The organism is Fluviirhizobium alvei (assembly GCF_030551875.1).
GTDB lineage: Bacteria > Pseudomonadota > Alphaproteobacteria > Rhizobiales > Rhizobiaceae > Rhizobium_E > Rhizobium_E alvei.
The window spans coordinates 73,636-91,231 of sequence record NZ_JAUOZU010000019.1; the positions used below are offsets into that span (position 1 = coordinate 73,636).

The 17,596-nt window shown below is 60.8% G+C and carries 14 protein-coding genes; 1 reads left to right on the forward strand and 13 read right to left on the reverse strand.

Features of this window, described 5'->3' with window-relative positions:
- Positions 1–40: 40 nt before the first annotated feature.
- From nirB to Q4481_RS21950, 13 genes are all read right to left on the reverse strand, one after another.
- Positions 41–2,488: a nitrite reductase large subunit NirB gene (gene nirB, locus Q4481_RS21890; RefSeq protein WP_304378542.1), complete on the reverse strand. Its 2,448-nt coding sequence runs from the start codon at positions 2,486–2,488 to the stop codon at positions 41–43.
- A gap of 4 nt (positions 2,489–2,492) precedes the next feature.
- The gene (locus Q4481_RS21895; protein ID WP_304378543.1) at positions 2,493–3,290 is read right to left on the reverse strand and encodes an ABC transporter ATP-binding protein; all 798 of its coding nucleotides are present in this window, start codon (positions 3,288–3,290) and stop codon (positions 2,493–2,495) included.
- Positions 3,291–3,302: 12 nt separating this feature from the next.
- On the reverse strand, positions 3,303–4,199 hold the full coding sequence (gene ntrB, locus Q4481_RS21900; RefSeq protein ID WP_304378544.1) for a nitrate ABC transporter permease: 897 nt from the start codon (positions 4,197–4,199) through the stop codon (positions 3,303–3,305).
- Between the two features lie 72 nt (positions 4,200–4,271).
- Positions 4,272–5,570, reverse strand: coding sequence for a CmpA/NrtA family ABC transporter substrate-binding protein (locus tag Q4481_RS21905; protein WP_304378545.1), 1,299 nt, complete (start codon positions 5,568–5,570; stop codon positions 4,272–4,274).
- Between the two features lie 349 nt (positions 5,571–5,919).
- A complete protein-coding gene (locus Q4481_RS21910) occupies positions 5,920–7,182 on the reverse strand; it encodes a CmpA/NrtA family ABC transporter substrate-binding protein (RefSeq protein ID WP_304378569.1) in 1,263 nt (420 codons plus the stop codon).
- Between the two features lie 32 nt (positions 7,183–7,214).
- Positions 7,215–7,808: an ANTAR domain-containing response regulator gene (locus Q4481_RS21915; protein WP_304378546.1), complete on the reverse strand. Its 594-nt coding sequence runs from the start codon at positions 7,806–7,808 to the stop codon at positions 7,215–7,217.
- A gap of 199 nt (positions 7,809–8,007) precedes the next feature.
- Entirely contained in the window at positions 8,008–9,381 is a 1,374-nt protein-coding gene (locus Q4481_RS21920; protein ID WP_304378547.1) for an FGGY-family carbohydrate kinase, read from the reverse strand.
- Entirely contained in the window at positions 9,378–9,701 is a 324-nt protein-coding gene (gene rhaM, locus Q4481_RS21925; protein WP_304378548.1) for an L-rhamnose mutarotase, read from the reverse strand. The genes Q4481_RS21920 and rhaM overlap by 4 nt, the downstream gene beginning before the upstream one ends.
- Entirely contained in the window at positions 9,698–10,711 is a 1,014-nt protein-coding gene (locus Q4481_RS21930; protein WP_304378570.1) for an ABC transporter permease, read from the reverse strand. The genes rhaM and Q4481_RS21930 overlap by 4 nt, the downstream gene beginning before the upstream one ends.
- A 2-nt stretch (positions 10,712–10,713) precedes the next feature.
- Positions 10,714–11,712 carry an ABC transporter permease gene (locus Q4481_RS21935; protein ID WP_304378549.1) on the reverse strand — a complete coding sequence of 333 codons (999 nt, stop codon included), beginning with the start codon at positions 11,710–11,712 and terminating at the stop codon, positions 10,714–10,716.
- A gap of 8 nt (positions 11,713–11,720) precedes the next feature.
- Complete coding sequence (locus tag Q4481_RS21940) at positions 11,721–13,253, reverse strand: sugar ABC transporter ATP-binding protein (protein ID WP_304378550.1); 1,533 nt, start codon at positions 13,251–13,253, stop codon at positions 11,721–11,723.
- A 64-nt stretch (positions 13,254–13,317) separates the two neighbouring features.
- Positions 13,318–14,313, reverse strand: a complete 996-nt coding sequence (gene rhaS, locus Q4481_RS21945) for a rhamnose ABC transporter substrate-binding protein (protein ID WP_304378551.1) — start codon at positions 14,311–14,313, stop codon at positions 13,318–13,320.
- 56 nt (positions 14,314–14,369) lie between these two features.
- The gene (locus Q4481_RS21950) at positions 14,370–15,182 is read right to left on the reverse strand and encodes a DeoR/GlpR family DNA-binding transcription regulator (protein WP_304378552.1); all 813 of its coding nucleotides are present in this window, start codon (positions 15,180–15,182) and stop codon (positions 14,370–14,372) included.
- A gap of 204 nt (positions 15,183–15,386) precedes the next feature.
- Between Q4481_RS21950 and Q4481_RS21955 the strand changes: the two genes are divergently transcribed.
- Positions 15,387–17,483, forward strand: coding sequence for a bifunctional rhamnulose-1-phosphate aldolase/short-chain dehydrogenase (locus Q4481_RS21955; protein WP_304378553.1), 2,097 nt, complete (start codon positions 15,387–15,389; stop codon positions 17,481–17,483).
- Positions 17,484–17,596 lie beyond the last annotated feature (113 nt).

The window sequence follows — 17,596 nt, forward strand, 5'->3', positions numbered from 1 at the left end:
CCCTTGTGGGGGAGATGGCCGGAAGGCCAGAGGGGGTCTTCTATTCCGCCGCCTGGCTGTAGCCGACCGTCGCCATCGGCTTGAACTCGTGCTTGTCCTTGCCGGAGACGCGCTCCGACCAGGGATCGACCTGCGCGAATTTCTGGGAGAAGACGAAGCGGTCGTAGTAGGCGCGCCGCTTGTCGGCATCCTGCATGATCTGGCGGCGGATCTCGTCATGACCGATGCGCTTGGCCCATTTGTAGATACGCTCGAGATAGCGGGCCTGCTCGCGATACATCTGGGTCAGTGCCACGATATGTTCGAGCGCTTCATCCTCAGTTTTCACAAGCCCGAGCACGTCGGTTCCCTTGATGTCGAGACCGGCAGCACCGGCGAAATGGATCTCGAAGCCCGAATCCACACAGATGACGCCGATATCCTTGCAGGTGGCCTCGGCGCAGTTGCGCGGGCAGCCGGAAACCGCGAGCTTGAGCTTGGCCGGCGTCCAGGAACCCCACATGAATTTCTCGATGCGAATGCCGAGCCCGGTCGAATCCTGGGTTCCGAAACGGCACCAGTCGGAGCCGACACAGGTCTTCACCGTGCGTAGGCCCTTGGCATAGGCCTGACCGGAGACGAAACCGGCCTTGCCGAGATCGGCCCAGACGGCGGGCAGATCCTCCTTCTCGACACCAAGCAGATCGATGCGCTGGCCGCCGGTGACCTTGACCATCGGGATCTCGAACTTGTCGACGACATCGGCGATGGCCCGCAGTTCGGCGGCGCTGGTGACCCCACCCCACATGCGCGGCACCACCGAATAGGTGCCGTCCTTCTGGATATTGGCGTGGACGCGCTCGTTGATGAAGCGCGACTGGTAATCGTCGGCATAGTCATCCGGCCAGTCGCAGACGAGGTAGTAGTTGAGCGCCGGGCGGCACTTGGCGCAGCCGCAGGAGGTTTTCCATTCCAATTCCTGCATGACGGCCGGAATGGATTTGAGCCCCTTGGCCTTGATCAGACGGCGGACATCGTCATGGCCAAGCTCGGTGCAGGTGCACATCGGCGTCACGGCAGCGGGATTGTAGGCATCCCCCAGCGTCAGCGACATCAGCTGCTCGACGAGGCCGGTGCAGTTGCCGCAGGAGGCGGACGCCTTGGTGTGGCCGCGCACGGCGTCGAGCGTGGTCAGGCCCTTGGTCGTGATCGCGCCGGTGATCTTGCCCTTGCAGACGCCGTTGCAGCCGCAGATTTCCGCATCATCCGGCAAGGCTGCAACGGCCGCCATAGGGTCCAGGGGGGCCCCCCCCTGGAACGACTGGCCGAAGATCAGCGTGTCGCGCATGGCCGAAATATCGGTCTGCTTCTTGAGCAGATCGAAGAACCAGGAACCGTCGGCTGTCTCGCCATAAAGCACTGCACCGATGATGCGGTCATCTTTCAGCACGAGCCGCTTATAGATGCCGGCGCTCGCATCACGCAGCACGATCTCCTCGCGGTCCGGTGCTTCGGCGAAATCGCCGGCAGAGAACAGGTTAATGCCGGTAACCTTGAGCTTCGTATTGACGACGGAACCGTGATATTCGGCCGCGCCACCGGTCAGCCGGTCGGCGAGAACGCGTGCACTTTCATAGAGCGGTGCGACGAGACCGTAGCAGGTGCCGCGATGTTCGGCGCATTCGCCGAGCGCAAAGATGTTCGGGTCCGAGGTCATCATGCCATCGTCGACGACGATGCCGCGATTGACGGCGATGCCGGCTTCCCTGGCGAGTGCAGACGCCGGACGGATGCCGACGGCCATGACCACCATATCGCCGGAAATCACCCGACCATCCTCGAGTTCGATACCTTCGACCCTGTCGGTGCCGAGAACCTGCTTGGTATTGGCCTTGGTGATGATCTCGATACCGCGCTCGGTGAGCGCCTTTTCGAGCAGATAGGCAGCGGCCGGATCAAGCTGGCGCTCCATGATCGTCGGCATCAGATGGATGACGGTGACTTCCATTCCCTGGCGCTTGAGCCCATAGGCCGCTTCGAGACCGAGCAGGCCCGCGCCGATGACGATGGCGCGGCCCTTGCCTCTTGCGATCCCCAGCATCTTTTCGACATCGTCGAGATCGCGATAGGCGAGAACGCCGGGCAGCTGATGACCGGGAACGGGAATAATGAAGGGCAGCGAGCCGGTGGCAATTACCAGCTTGTCATAGCTGGCGGTCAAACCGTTGGCAGCGGTGACAGTCCTGCTCTGCCGATCGATCCCGGTAACCTTCGCGCCCTTGTGGAGGGTGACGCCATGGGCGGCGTACCAGGCATCATCGTGAATGACGATGTCCTCGTAGGCCTTTTCACCGGACAGGACCGGCGAGAGCATGATACGGTCGTAATTGACGCGCGGCTCGGCATTGAAGATCGTGACGTCGAACAGGCCAGGCGCCTTTTCGAACAGCTCTTCAAGCATGCGGCCAGGCGCCATGCCATTGCCGATGATGACAAGTTTTTCTGCCATGGTCTTACTCCGCGGCTTCGACGAAGCGGTGACGTTCGTAGAGGAACTTCAGCACGGCTTCGCGGGATTTGAGATAGGTGCGATCGGAAGCAAGCGCGATGCGGTCGCGCGGTCGCGGAATCGGCACGTCCAGCACTTCGCCGATGCGGGCGGCCGGACCGTTGGTCATCATCACGATCCGGTCCGATAGCAACACGGCCTCGTCGACATCATGTGTGATCATGATCATCGTATTGCCGAGCCGGGCATGGATCTCCATCACCGCATCCTGCAGATGCGCGCGGGTGAGCGCGTCGAGCGCACCGAAGGGCTCATCGAGCAACAGGATCTTCGGCTCCATGGCGAGCGCCCGCGCGATGCCGACGCGCTGTTTCATACCGCCGGAAATTTCCGATGGCCGCTTGTCCTTGGCATGCCCCATCTGCACGAGGTCGAGATTGCGCATCACCCATTCATGCTTCTCGGCCTTGGATTTCTTGCCGGCAAACACCTTGGAAACGGCAAGGTTGACGTTTTCGTAAACCGTGAGCCAGGGCAGGAGCGAATGGTTCTGGAACACCACGGCCCGTTCGGGGCCCGGCGCATTGACTTCCTGGTTTTCGAGAAGCACGGCCCCGGAGGTAACGCGGGTGAGGCCAGCAATCAGGTTCAGGAGCGTTGATTTTCCGCAGCCGGAATGGCCGATGATCGAAACGAACTCTCCTTTGTCGATGGTAAGCGTCACATCCTTCAGCACCTCGGTGCGGGTGCCGGAACGTTCGAAACTCTTGTCGATATGGTCGATCTTGAGATAGGCGGTCATGGTCGTTCCCTCTCAGTTCTTTGCCGTGCTGCGGGTGACGACGGTGCCCAGGAGGGCGACCAGCTTGTCGAGGACGAAGCCGGTCACGCCGATATAGGCGAGCGCCACGATGATGTCGGGCAGGCGCGAGGAGTTCCACGCATCCCAGATGAAGAAGCCGATGCCGACGCCACCGGTGAGCATTTCTGCCGCCACGATGGCGAGCCAGGACAGGCCGATGCCGATCCTCAGGCCGGTGAAGATGTAGGGTGCAGCGGCCGGGATCATGATCTTGAAGAAGAATTCCAGCGGATTGAGCCGCAGGACGCGGGCGATGTTGCGGTAGTCATCCGGGATGTTGCGTACGCCGACGGCGGTGTTGATGATGACCGGCCAGATCGAGGTGATGAAGATCACGAAGATCGCAGACGGGTTGCTGTCCTGAAAGGCGGCGAGCGACAGCGGCAGCCAGGCCAACGGCGGCACGGTGCGCAGGATCTGGAAGATCGGATCGAGGCCGCGCATGGCCCAGACCGACTGGCCGATCACGGCACCGACGATGACGCCGCAAAGGGCGGCAAGACCGAAGCCGATCGCCACGCGCTGCAGCGATACGAGCACGCGCCAGGCCAGGCCGATATCCTGCGAGCCATAGTCGAAGAAGGGATAGGCGATCAGGTCGTAGCTTTCCGACCAGACCTGCGACGGTGGCGGCAGCGTCGCACCCGGTTCCGAACAGAGGACCTGCCAGAGACCCAGAAGGACGAGGAGCACCACCAGCGGTGGCACGATGTTGCGCAGGGCGCTCATCATCACCCTGTTGACGTTGAACCGGGAGGTCGGGCGAGGAGCCAGCCGAACGACGGCGCCGCTATTGGCCGTGGCAATGGCCGGCATTTCCTGTTCGGTCTTTCGGGCGGTGGCGAGCATGACGTTGTCCTCTGTCGCGTGCGTTCGTGTAGCGGAGATCCCCGCCGCCGTAACAGCGGGGAGAAGGGGAGATCAGGCGCCGGCCTTGATGGCGAGACTGTCGAGATAGGCTTGCGGGTTTTCCGGGTCGAAAACCTTGCCGTCGAAGAAGGTTTCGACGCCACGCGACGGGGAAGCCGGGATATCGGCCGCGGCCACGCCGAGATCCTTGGCGGCAGCGCGCCAGATATCCTCGCGGTTGACCTTGTCGACCAGGCCCTTGATATCCGTATCTGCAGCGAACTTGCCCCAGCGGACATTCTCGGTGAGGAACCAGGTGTCGTGGCTCTTGAACGGATAGGATGCATGATCCTTCCAGAACTTCATTTCGAGGCCGGAATGTTCGACCACGCGGCCATTGCCGTAGTTGATGTTGCCGCGCAGACGGCCCAGCACATCCTTGGGCGGCACGTTGAACCACTGGCGCTTGCCGAGAATGCCCGCCATCTCTTCCTTGTTGTCCATGCTGTCGGCCCATTGCTGGGCTTCCATGATCGCCATCAGAAGCGCCTTAGCGGCATTCGGGTTCTTCTCGATCCAGTCAGAACGCATGCCGAAGGCCTTTTCGGGATGGCCCTTCCACAGTTCGCCGGTGGTGCAGGCGGTAAAGCCAATGCCCTGATTGACGAGTTGTTCGTTCCAGGGCTCGCCGACACAGAAGGCGTCCATATTACCGACCTTCATGTTTGCCACCATCTGCGGCGGCGGCACGACGATCGTCGACACGTCCTTGTCCGGGTTGATGCCGCCGGCTGCGAGCCAGTAGCGGATCCAGAGATCATGGGTTCCGCCCGGGAAGGTCATGGCGACCTTGACCTCGCCGCCCGCAGCCTTCTTGGCCGCGAACGCTTCCTTCAGCTTGGACGCGTCGATCTGCACACCGGTGCCCGCATATTCCTTGGCGACCGAAATGCCCTGGCTGTCGAGATTGAGGCGAGAAAGAATGGACATCGGCACCGGCACATTGTTCTGCGTGACCTTGCCGGTGGAAATGAGATAGGGCATCGGCGTCAGGATGTGGGCGCCATCGATACCGTTGGACTCACCGCCGAGAACGAGATTGTCGCGCGTGGCCCCCCAGGAGGCCTGCTTGAGGACTTCGACATCCGGCATGCCATGCTTGGCAAACAGGCCCATTTCCTTGGCGATCACCAGCGGTGCGGCATCGGTGAGCGCGATGAAGCCGAGCTTGGCGCCCGAAACTTCCGGGCCGGCGGTTGCAGCAAAGGCACCGGAGGGAAAGGCCGTCCTGATGGCGCCGATCATGGCGGCGGCAGAACTGATCTTCAGGATATGACGGCGGCTGATGTTCATCTGCGTGGTCTTCGTCATGTTCAAGGTCCCTCTGGTGCGTGACGGAGATTTGAAAACAAAAAACGCCGCATGCTGGTCTGCTGGGTCCAGGCGGGAGGAGCCGGACAGCAAAGAAGCTTGCGACGTCGGTGTCGGATGGTTATCTGCGCCCTATGCGGCGCTCATCTGCCCTGCGATCGCCGTTGATCGCGGACGTTAGAAAAGATGCAAGCACCGTGCCAATTCTGAAATTTCTGGCTAAGCATCCGGAAAGAAAGCAATCTCAGGCCTGGCGCGCGGTGAGTGGTTTCCAATAGCAAATGAAAAACTGCACGATTTGCGTCCGCCGATTCCGTGCAGATGCCGCAGTATTGTGCAGTGCGGCGGATCAGATATCCGCCGTTTGCGATGCCGTTGTCGGGTTCGAGCGGACAGGAAAGCGCTCGACATAGGACGATATGTGGTTCGGATCGAAGACCTGACCGTCCATGAAACCCTCGTAGCCTGAGCCGGTAACAACGTCCGGAATAGCGGCATCGCGACCAAGGGCATTGCTATAGATATCGGGCCGGTAGGCACTCCGCGCCTTTTCCATTCCGTCATCGCTAAAGCTTGTCTGACCCCAACGGATCATCTGGCTGTAGATCCAGGCCGCCTGATCCAGTCGGGGGTGATTGGCCGCACCGCGATGGAAGAGGAAGTAATCGGGGATGACCCGCTTCGTGCCCTGGGCATCGAGATTGAATTCTCCGCTCAGGACACGGCGGATGATGCTTTTGGGGGCGGCGATATAGTCGGCAGTGGACAGGATTTCGGCAAGCGCATCATGATTGACGGGATCGTCGCACCAGCGTGCGGCACGATCGAGTGCGACGATCAGGCGTGCGACGGTGTCGGCATTGGCTTCGGCCCAGTCCGGCCGCATGCCGATGACCTTTTCCGGCGCCAGCGCCCAGATATCCTGTTTGGCCGCAACGATGCGGCCGGTTCCGCGTTCGGAAGCGATCATGTTCCAGGGCGCCCCGACACAGAAGCCGTCGATGGCGCCAGCCGCAAGCGCATCGGAGGTCAGCGGCGGCGGCACCACCACCAGCTTCACGTCCCGGTCGGGGTCGATGCCGCCGGCGGCGAGCCAGTAGCGGAATTCGTAATTGTGCGAGGAAAAGGGATAAGTCATGCCGAGGGTCGGCGGCGCCTCGCCGCGCACCCGCATATCTGCCAGGAGGGCAGCAAGCGCCTGAGCATTGGCAAGAGCCGACGCATCATCCTTCAGGCCCGTCAGCGCCTTCATCCGCTCGAACAGGCGCAGCGAAAGGGTAATGGCGTTACCGCCGCGACCGAGCGAGAAGGGGGCAATGGTTGGCGAGGGATTGGAGCCCAGCCCGAGCATCGAGGCAACCGGCATCGGCGACAGCATATGGGCGATATCGAACTGGCGAAAAGCCAGCCGGTCGCGGACATTGGCCCAGGAGACATCGCGCACGAGGTCAAGCCTCAGCCCTTCCTTTTCGGCAAAGCCAAGCTCGGCGGCGGCGATCAGGATCGAGGCATCCATCAGCGGAATGAACCCGGCCCGGATGGTCCTTTGCTCCCCGCCGCGAACCGCGACAGGCGCGTTCAGGGTGATGTCGCCAGATTGCGTGGATACCATGTCACTCACCAGCTCTCCCATCGGGGCCGCGTTCAAAGCAATAATCCTGCCGCCGTGACAACGCTCTGGGCGATGTCGGCCAGCTTCTTCTTCTCGTTCATGGCGGTCTGCCGCAACAGGGCGAAAGCATCCTCCTCGCTCAGTCCGCGCATCTTCATCAGGATACCCTTGGCCCGCTCGATGACCTTGCGCTCCTCGAGCGCATTGCGCGCTTCGGCCAATTCACGCTGAAGCCGGCTGAAAGCGTTGAACCGGCTGACGGCCATGTCGAGGATCGGCTTGATACGTTCCTTCTTCATGCCATCGACCACATAGGCCGAGACACCCGCATCGACCGCCGCTTCGATCGATGCGGAATCGGACCGGTCGACAAACATCGCGATCGGCCGCGACACCGAGCGGGTGAGCTGGAACATGTGCTCCATCATGTCGCGATTGGGGTTCTCGATATCGATGATGATGACGTCCGGATCCATCGTTTCGATCAGGCGGGCGACGCCATGCATCTCGTGGATCACCTTGACATTGCTATGGCCGGCTTCGTTGAGGCCCTCCTCGATGATCGAACCGCGGATCGCGTTCTCATCAATGACAAGGATTGTCAGGTCGTTGACGGTCTTCGACATGTTCAAAACGGCGCACCATTTGCCGGACTGGCAACGTCAGAACGGGCGCAATCTGCGCTCGGACAGATCACATCCGGCGTGCCCCTAACCCTGCATCTGGTCATGTCATCAATCAAGAATGTCTCCCGCTTTTCTTGCCGGGAGCAAAGCAATTTTTGCGCCAGATTTCAAAACGGATACCGGTTTTCCGGACGGGCGCCTATTGCGGGCGGCAGGCCCTGAGCCATGTCGTAGCATAATCCGCCAGACCATCGACCGTTCCGTTGACGTCGCGCATCGGCACATCGAGCCGGATGCCGGTCAGCAGAGCCGCGCCGATGGCCGTACCCGTCGTAGCTTCGGACGCATGGACCGGACGCCCGGTGAGGCTATGCAACGCCCGAAGATAGAGAATATTGGCGGCAAAGGGGCCTTCGACCACGATCGGACCCTCTGCACCGATGAGATCGAGACAGGTCTTCGTCATCAGGGCCTCGTAAAGGCTTGCCGCAGCGCGTCGTTCTGCCGTCGATCGCGGCTCGTTCTGCCAGCGCCACTGCAGGTCCGGAAAGGGGCCTGTACCAGCGACGACACTGGGCAGCAGCATTGCACCGGCGGCGATGATCGTTTGAGCCGCAGCCATCTCGTCCTCGACGGAGACGGCTGCGAGTTCGCGCGTGATCAGGTCCCATTCGCGGCCGCCCATGAACCGTGCCGAGGGCACCGCATTGCCATGGGCATCGACATTGACGAGTGTGTCGCGCGATGGATCCAAATTCGCCGGCTTTGCGCCGACACCCAGGCAAATGACCCATGTGCCAGTGGAAACCACGCTGCAGGGACTGCCGAACCCGGCAAGGTGCGGCAGGAGCGATGCATTGGAATCATGGATGCCGCAATAGACCGGAACCGGCTTTGCCAATCCGATCCTCTGCGCAATATCCGCGCGGATCTCGCCAAGCGGATCGAAGGCCGATCGCAGCGGCGCCATGAGGTCGCGGATCTGCAGTTTGTCGACCAGGCCCGAATATTGCCCATCGAACGGTCGCCAGAGATCGGTATGGCAGCCGAGCGAGGTTCGTTCGTTTGCCGTTGTACCCGTCAGGCGATGGGCCCAGTATTGCGGATAGGTGAGGATGGTTGCCACCTTCGCAAACAGATCGGGAAAAACCGTTTTCTGGAAATGCAGTTGCGCTCCGAGATTCAGCCCGCCAGTCAGGCAGGGCGAAAAGGTCTCGGCGAAATCCGGTCGCAGAACGCGATAGGCTTCAACGATGGCATCGGGATAGGTGTGCTCATAATCGAGCACCGGCATCGCGAGCGTCCCGTTGGCATCGAGCAGGGCGGCGCTGGCGCCATGGGTGGTTATCGATAGTGCATCGAAACCCGGTGCTGCGGCAAATTCCGTCAGCGTTTCGACAATGAAGGTCCAGAGCCGCTCGGTATCGAAATGCGGATAGGGGGGACCATCCAGCACAATGTTTGCCGTCTTGCGGACCGCCAGTTCGGCGCCGCCGGCAGCATCGACGACCACGACCTTTGCATTGGTCTTGCCGATATCGATCACGGCGATGCGTTCGAATGTCCCTGTCATGGCATATAGAAGACCGGTTTCAGATCGATCGCGACCGGCGAGTTGTCAGGATTGGTCTCCATGATATCCGCCATATGCGCCCACCAGCGCTTCATCACCGGATGGTCCGGCAACTGAGCCATGCCGTGATCTGCCGGCCGCGTGAGGACGCCGAACAGGATATTGGTGTCACTGTCGAGAAAGATCGAATAGTCGCTGACGCCGGCCTGATGCAGCAATTCGACAAGTTCCGGCCAGATTTCGTCATGGCGCCGACGATATTCTGCTTCCATGCCCGGATTGAGTTTCATCCGGAAGGCGTGACGTTCGAGTTTGCTCATGGCTTGCTCCGGACGGCGTGAATCCGCCGTGCGATGATCGGCAGGGTGATGGTGACAATCAGCAAGAGGCCGATGAAGATCGACATGACGATGCCGGGGACGTTGAGAAGCCCGAGCCCGAAGGTCACCAGACCCATCACGAAGGCTGCGATGACGACGCCGGCGATGGTGCCGGCGCCACCCAGAATGGATACACCACCAAGCACGACCATGGTCACGACTTCCAGTTCCCAGCCCTGGGCGATCGACGGCCGGGTCGAGCCCAGGCGCGATGTCAGGCAGACGGCGGCAACCCCGCTCATCAATCCGGTCAGCAGAAACAGGACGAAGCGGACGCGATCGACCGAGATGCCGGAAAATTTCGCCGCCATGGAATTGTTGCCGATCACATAGACATGACGACCAAAATTGGTGGCATGCAGCAGAATGGCAAACAGGCCCGCCATCACCAGAAACAGCACGAACTCGAAGGAGAAGACCCAGAAGACATACCCCTGGCCGAAATAGGCGAAGTCGGCTGGATATTTGCCATAGGCCTGATCGCCGAGCACGATATAGGAGATGCCGCGGAACAGGCTCATTGTGCCGATGGTCACGACGATGGACGGCAGCTTGAGACCGGCGACCAGCAATCCGTTGAAAGCGCCGCAGACAAGACCGACGCCGATCCCGATCGCGACCAGTCCCGGTGCGCCAACGCCCATCTGGGCGGCAGCACCCATGGCCGTCGAAGCGAGCGCGATGATGGCGGCCACCGACAGATCGATCTCGCCCGCGATGATGAGCAGCGCCATGGCAAAGGCGATCATCGCCTTTTCGGTGAAGTTGAAGGTGGCATCGGAGAGATTCCACGCATCGAGGAAATAGGGCGACGCCAGCGAATTGGCGATGAAGATGAGGATTGCCACGCCGAACAGCAGCACTTCCCAACTGGACAGCAGCCGTTTCAGCGGTGTTCCCAGCCGATCCGGAATATGCCGTGCCGTCGAACGATTGTCGGTCACCGTCATGGTCATGCCGTTACCTCATTGATTTCCTTGGCAGCGCGATCGCGCAGGATGATCCGGCCCCGCTTCTTTTCGGCTCTGGCATTGAAGACAACGGCGAGCACGATGACGATGCCGGAGATGGCCATCTGGGCGAAGGGGGAAATGCCGATCACGGGCAGGGCATTCTTGATCACGCCGAGAAAGAGCGCGCCCAGCACCGTGCCGACGACCGTGCCAATTCCGCCGGCAATCGAAATGCCGCCGATCACGCAGGCCGCAACACTGTCGAGTTCAAAGCCGGCGGCGATATCGACATAGGCGACCGCATAGCGCGACACCCAGAGATAGCCCGAAAGACCGGCAAGGGCGCCCGACAGAACGAAGGCGAAGAAGCGGGTTCGGCCGACATCGATACCGGCATAGACCGCCGCGACCGGATTGCCGCCCGACGCATAGGTCGCGCGGCCGAAGGCGGTCCGCATGAGAACGAACCACATGAAGAGCACGATGGCGATGGCAGTCCAGGACAGGATCGGCAAGCCGATGACCGACAGGCGCGGCAGGTTGAGAAATTCCGGCGTCATCTGGTGCGCATTCACCCAGCTGCCTCCTGAAAGGACGAAGGCCATGCCGCGATAGATCGTCAGGGTTCCGAGCGTCACCACGATCGGCGGGATCTGCATGAACCAGACGAGAAAGCCGTTGATGGCACCGAGTGCGGCACCGATGAGGATCGCGAGCAGAATGAGAAGCGCGAGCGGCAGGCCGGGATAGGCCGCATCCAGCATCGCGATCGCCATGCCGGTGAAGGCGAGGTTTGCAGCCACCGACAGATCGATGGACTTGGTGAGGATCACCGTCATCTGGCCGAGCGCCAGAATGATGAGAATCGACGTATCATTGAAGATGTTTGCAAGGTTGCCAGGTGTGGCAAAGCCGTCGGCACGGGTGGAGAAAAGGCCCAGAAGCGCGACGATGATTGCCGCCAACAGCATTTCCCGGTTTTTCAGAAGCTTCTGCATGGTCGTTCCTATGCGTTGCCGGTGGCCGCCCGCACGAGCGTTTCGGCGGTCAGTCCGGTGCGCTCGAAAATGCCCGCCTGCAGGCCTTCCCGCATCACCATGACGCGGTCCGACATGCCGAGGATCTCGGGCAGTTCCGAGGAGATCATGATGATGGAGAGGCCTTCGCCGGCAAGTTCGGAGATGAAGCCGTGAACAGCCGCCTTCGAGCCGATGTCGATGCCCTTGGTCGGTTCGTCGAGAATGATCACCTTCGGCCTTGTGGCGAGCCATTTGCCGATGACGACCTTCTGCTGGTTGCCGCCCGACAGGGTGCCGACCGGCACCGAGAGCGCGGCGGCCCTGAGATCCAGCCGCTCGGCATATTTGCGCGCAAGCGAAAACTCGTTCGCCGCCTTGAGAAAGCCGCGTGTCGAGGTGCGGACCAGCGATGGCAGCGACATGTTCTGGTAGATCGGCATTTCAAGCGCCAGACCATGGCGGCCGCGCTCCTCCGGCACATAAACGATGCCAGCGGCAATCGCATCGGCGGAGCTTTTGATGCTGATCGTCCGGCCTTCGAGCTCGATGGTTCCCGACGCCGGTCGCGTCATGCCGAAGATCGACTGGCAGAGTTCCGACCGGCCGGCGCCGATGAGGCCATAGATACCGAGAATCTCGCCGCGGCGGAGTTCGAACGATATGTCGCGAAACTCGGTATCATGGCAATAATTGCTGACCCTGAGGACCGTCGGGCCAATCGCAACTTCGGTCTTGGGGAAGACGTCATGGACATCACGGCCAACCATCAGCCGGACGATCTCCTCCTGCGGCGTCTCGCGCAGAATGCCGGCACCGACCATGCGGCCATCGCGGAAAACCGCATAATTGTCGGCGATCTCGTAGAGTTCGTCGAACTTGTGGCTGATGAAGAGGATCGCCTTGCCCTGCTTCTTCAAGGTCTCGACGATCCGGAAAAGATCATCGATCTCCTTGCGCGACAGGGCCGCCGTCGGCTCGTCCATGATGACGATCCGCGCTTCGACGGACAGCGCGCGTGCAATGGCCACCAGATGGCGCTGGGCAATCGAAAGATCCTTGAGGCGCGTCGTCGGATCGATATGGATTTCAAGTTCCGCCAGCAGTTCGGAGGCGCGCCGGTTGATCTGGCGCCAGTCGATGAGGCCGAAGCGGGTTTTCGGCGCATGGCCGAGGAAAATGTTTTCCGCCACCGAAAGCTCGTCGAACAGCACGGTTTCCTGGTGGATCGCCGTCACGCCGGCGTCGATGGCCGCCTGGGCATTGGCAAAGCTCGTGGAGCGCCCGTCGATAAGGATCTCGCCTTCGTTCGGACGATAGATGCCGGTGAGAATCTTGACGAGCGTCGATTTGCCAGCGCCGTTTTCGCCGATCAGCGCCGTAACCTTGCCGGGATAGAGCGCGATATCGACGGTATCGAGCGCCTTGACGCCGGGAAAGATCTGCGAAATGCCGCGCATTTCGAGAATGGGTGTCGCGAGCGGCACTGATCCCGCATCGATTGTCGAAGCTTGGACGTTCATCACAATGTCACCAGAAAATGAAAAGACCCGGCGGCTGAGCCGCCGGGCACCATGGCTTTAAGGATCAGAAGATCTTGGAGAACTGGTCGATGTTGGACGCATCGTAGACGAAGGGATCGGACATCGCCGCTTCGCCATTGTCGCCGACCTTGATCTTGCCCATGCGACCCGCTTCGATTTCCGAACCCGGAGCGCCATCGGTCTCACCCTTGACGAGACGATAGGCGATCTGCGTGGCCGAGTAGCCGAGATCGATCGGGTTCCAGATCGCGAATTCCTTCGTCGCGCCGGACTTGATCGCGCCCGCCATTTCGGACGGAAGGCCAAGGCCGGTGACATAGACTTCGCCGATTTTGCCGGCATCCTTCACCGCCTGCGAAGCGGCAAGCACGCCCACCGTCGTCGGGGCAACGATGACCTTGACGTTCGGCTGCGAGGTGAGGAGGCCCTGGGCTTCACGATAGCTCTTGTCGGCAAGATCGTCCCCATAGACGGTCGTCACGAGGTTGAGGCCCGGGAAATCCTTGAGCTGCTTCTTCATCTCGTCGATCCAGATATTCTGGTTGGTCGAGGTGGTGGTTGCAGAAAGGATCGCGAAATCACCCTTGCCATCCGGCAGATGGTCCTTGGCGAGCTGCAGGCACATGCGGCCGATCAGTTCGTTGGACGAGGGGTTCAGATGCATGATGCGGCCTTCGGCAGCAACACCGGAATCCCAGGAGATGACCTTGATGCCGCGTTGCGCGGCCTTCTTGAGCGCCGGAACGACGGCATCCGGATCGTTGGCGGAGATCGCGATGGCATCGACGCCCTGTGCGATCAACGAATTGATCACTTCGATCTGGCCTTCGGCAGTCGTGGTCGTCGGACCGGTATAGATGACTTCAACGCCACCCAGCTCCTTGGCCGCTTCCTGGGCGCCCTTGTCGGCAGCTTCGAAGAAGCCGTTGCCGAGCGACTTGACCACGAGCGCGATCTTGATGTCGGCGGCCGAGGCTGCAGTTGTCATGACGGCAAAGGCAAGCGCCACACCGGCAAAGAGTGTCTTGGTCAGTTTCATTCGTCTTCCTCCCACTGTTGATAAGACTGTTACACTCCCCCCGGTCGCTCCTCATGTTATGCGGCCGAGGTGGAATCCTCCTTCTCGGACGAAGCCATCGGCTTGACCGTGATTAGTTTGATGCCGGCGTCGGTGACCATTTCGGCCGCTTCGTCGGTGATGGCATCGTCGGTGATGATCGTCGAAACCTTGTCGAGCGGGCACAGGATCAGACTCGACCGTTTGGAAAACTTCGACGAGTCGACCATGACGATCAGCTCTTCGGCCTGGCGGACGAGCTTCTGCTCGCTCTGGATCACAAGCGCATCGGATTCCATGACCCCGAGTGCCGTGATGCCCTGGGCGCCAATGAAGATGCGTCTTGCGTAGAAATTTCGGATCGCGTCGTTTTCGAACGGCGACAGGATCAGGCTCTGGTCGCGGTAGATTGCGCCACCCGGTACGCTGACCGTGCATTTCGAATGTTTGACCAGATGTTCGGCGATCGCGAAGGAATTGGTCATCACCTGCAGCCGGCGGGCCGACATATAGTGCACCATCTGGAAAGTGGTGGTGCCGCCGTTGATGATGATCGAATCGCCTTCGTCGCAAAGTTCGACCGCGCGGCGCGCAATTGCGCGTTTACGATCGATATTGACTGATTCGGATACCCGGAACGGTCGCGCCGCAAGCGCGCCCAGTTGCGGCGGATGGATCGCCTCTGCACCGCCACGCACACGCCGGAGCTTGCCCTGAACATGCAGGGTGGCGATGTCGCGGCGAATGGTTGCTTCGGATGCCTCGGTCAATTCAGCGATATCCTGCACCGTCACGACGGGCTTTTCCTGGATAGCGCTCAAAATGATGCGATGGCGTTCACGTTCGTGCATTGGGCTCCTCCTGAGCGTGATTTATTCGCATTACTTTTAATCTGTCAATCACAAACGATCAAAAAAGATAATATTGCAGCGCACAATGATTTTTTGTGATCGAATTTGATTGACACTTGCTCCGTCGATGCGCCATAAGCTGGTCATAAGGAGATGATCCGCGCCGCGTGCCTGGATCATGATTTGAAAGCCAGGGAGGATAAAATGACGGGCCAGCCCCGCCTTCTCGAAAACCGTTGGGATGATTCCCACGCTGCCACGCTCGATGAGCCCGGCAAGCTGCTCTACCGTTCCAACCTCCTTGGTGCCGACAAGCGCATCACCAATTATGGCGGCGGCAATACCTCCGCCAAGGTGATGGAAAAGGATCCGCTCACCGGCGAGATGGTGCGCGTTATGTGGGTCAAGGGATCGGGCGGCGATGTCGGCACGATCAAGCTTGATGGTTTCGCCACCCTCTACATGGACAAGCTCGAGGCGCTGAAGGGCCTCTACAAGGGAGTGCATGACGAAGACCGCATGGTCGGCTTTCTGCCGCACTGCACCTTCAACCTCAATCCGCGCGCGGCCTCGATCGACACGCCCCTGCACGGGTTCGTTCCCTTCGCCCATGTCGACCATATGCATCCGGATGCGATCATCGCGATTGCCGCGGCGAAAAACTCCCGCGAACTGACCGCAGAGATCTTCGGCACGGATATCGGCTGGATTCCCTGGCGCAGGCCCGGCTTCCAGCTCGGCCTCGATCTCGAAGCCTTCGTCAAGGCCAATCCGGCTGCCAAGGGCGTGGTGCTTGAAAGCCACGGGCTCTTCACCTGGGCCGACGATGCCAAGGATTGCTATCTTCTGACACTCGAGATCATCAACAAGGCAATCGCCTGGTTTGCCGAACAGACCGAGGGCAAGGTGATCTTCGGCGGCGCCGCCGTTAACAGCCTGCCGGCAGACGACCGCCGCACAATTGCCGCCCGCCTGATGCCTGAAATCCGCGGCCGTATCGGCAAGGCCGAACGCAAGCTCGGCCATTTCGACGATCAGGATGCCGTTCTCGAATTCGTCAATTCGAAGGAAGTTGGCCCGCTTGGGCAGCTCGGCACCTCGTGCCCGGACCATTTCCTGCGCACGAAGATCAGGCCTCTGATCATCGATTTCGATCCGGCCAATCCGGATGTCGACAAGGCAATTGCCGGCCTAGACCAGGCGCTTGAAGCCTATCGCGCCGATTACACGCGCTATTACGAAGCCTGCAAGCACGACAATTCGCCGAAGATGCGCGACCCGAACCCGGTCATCTTCCTGGTTCCCGGCGTCGGAATGCTGTCCTTCGCCAAGGACAAGGCGACCGCCCGGATCGCGGGCGAATTCTATGTCAACGCGATCAATGTGATGCGCGGGGCCTCCACCGTTTCGGAATATCAGGGCCTGCCGGAACAGGAAGCCTTCGATATCGAATACTGGCTGCTCGAAGAGGCCAAGCTGCAGCGGATGCCGAAGCCGAAGAGCCTGGCCGGCCGCGTGGCCTTCGTAACCGGTGGCGCTGGCGGCATCGGCCGGGCGACGGCCGAAAGGCTGATGTCGGAAGGCGCCTGCGTGGTGCTCGCCGATATCGATGCCGCCGCCCTTGCCGATACGCTGGCCGATTTCGCCAAACGTTACAGCGGCGATGCCGTTCGCGCCGTCACGCTCGATGTGACGCGTGAGGATGCGGTCGTGTCGACCTTCGCTGAAGCCTGCCTCGAATTCGGCGGCGTCGACATTCTCGTCTCCAACGCCGGCATTGCATCGTCCGCGCCGGTCGAAGACACAACGCTTGCGATGTGGAACAAGAATATCGACATTCTCGCCACCGGCTATTTCCTGGTGTCGCGTGAAGCCTTCAAATTGTTCCGTCGCCAGGGCCTGGGCGGCAACATCGTCTTCGTCGCATCGAAGAACGGTCTTGCCTCTTCGCCCAATGCCTCGGCCTATTGCACGGCAAAGGCTGCGGAAATCCATCTGGCGCGCTGCCTGGCCCTCGAGGGTGCGGATGCCGGCATCCGTGTCAATACGGTCAATCCCGATGCCGTGCTGCGCGGTTCGAAGATCTGGACCGGCGAATGGCGCGAACAGCGGGCAGCATCTTCCAAGATCGAAGTCACGGATCTCGAGGAACATTATCGCAAGCGTTCGATGCTGAAGCTGAATGTCTTCCCGGAAGACATTGCCGAAGCCATCTATTTCCTCGCCTCCGATCTCTCGGCCAAGTCGACCGGCAACATCATCAATGTCGATGCCGGCAACGCGCAGAGCTTTCCGCGCTGACAGGGGTCCGGGATCTGCCTGCCGCCGGGGTCTCCCAAGACCGGCGGCAGGCTTTCGTATTATCATGCCCGGCTGCTGGGGGAGAGCACGCAGCAGGTGGCACTTCGGGAGGA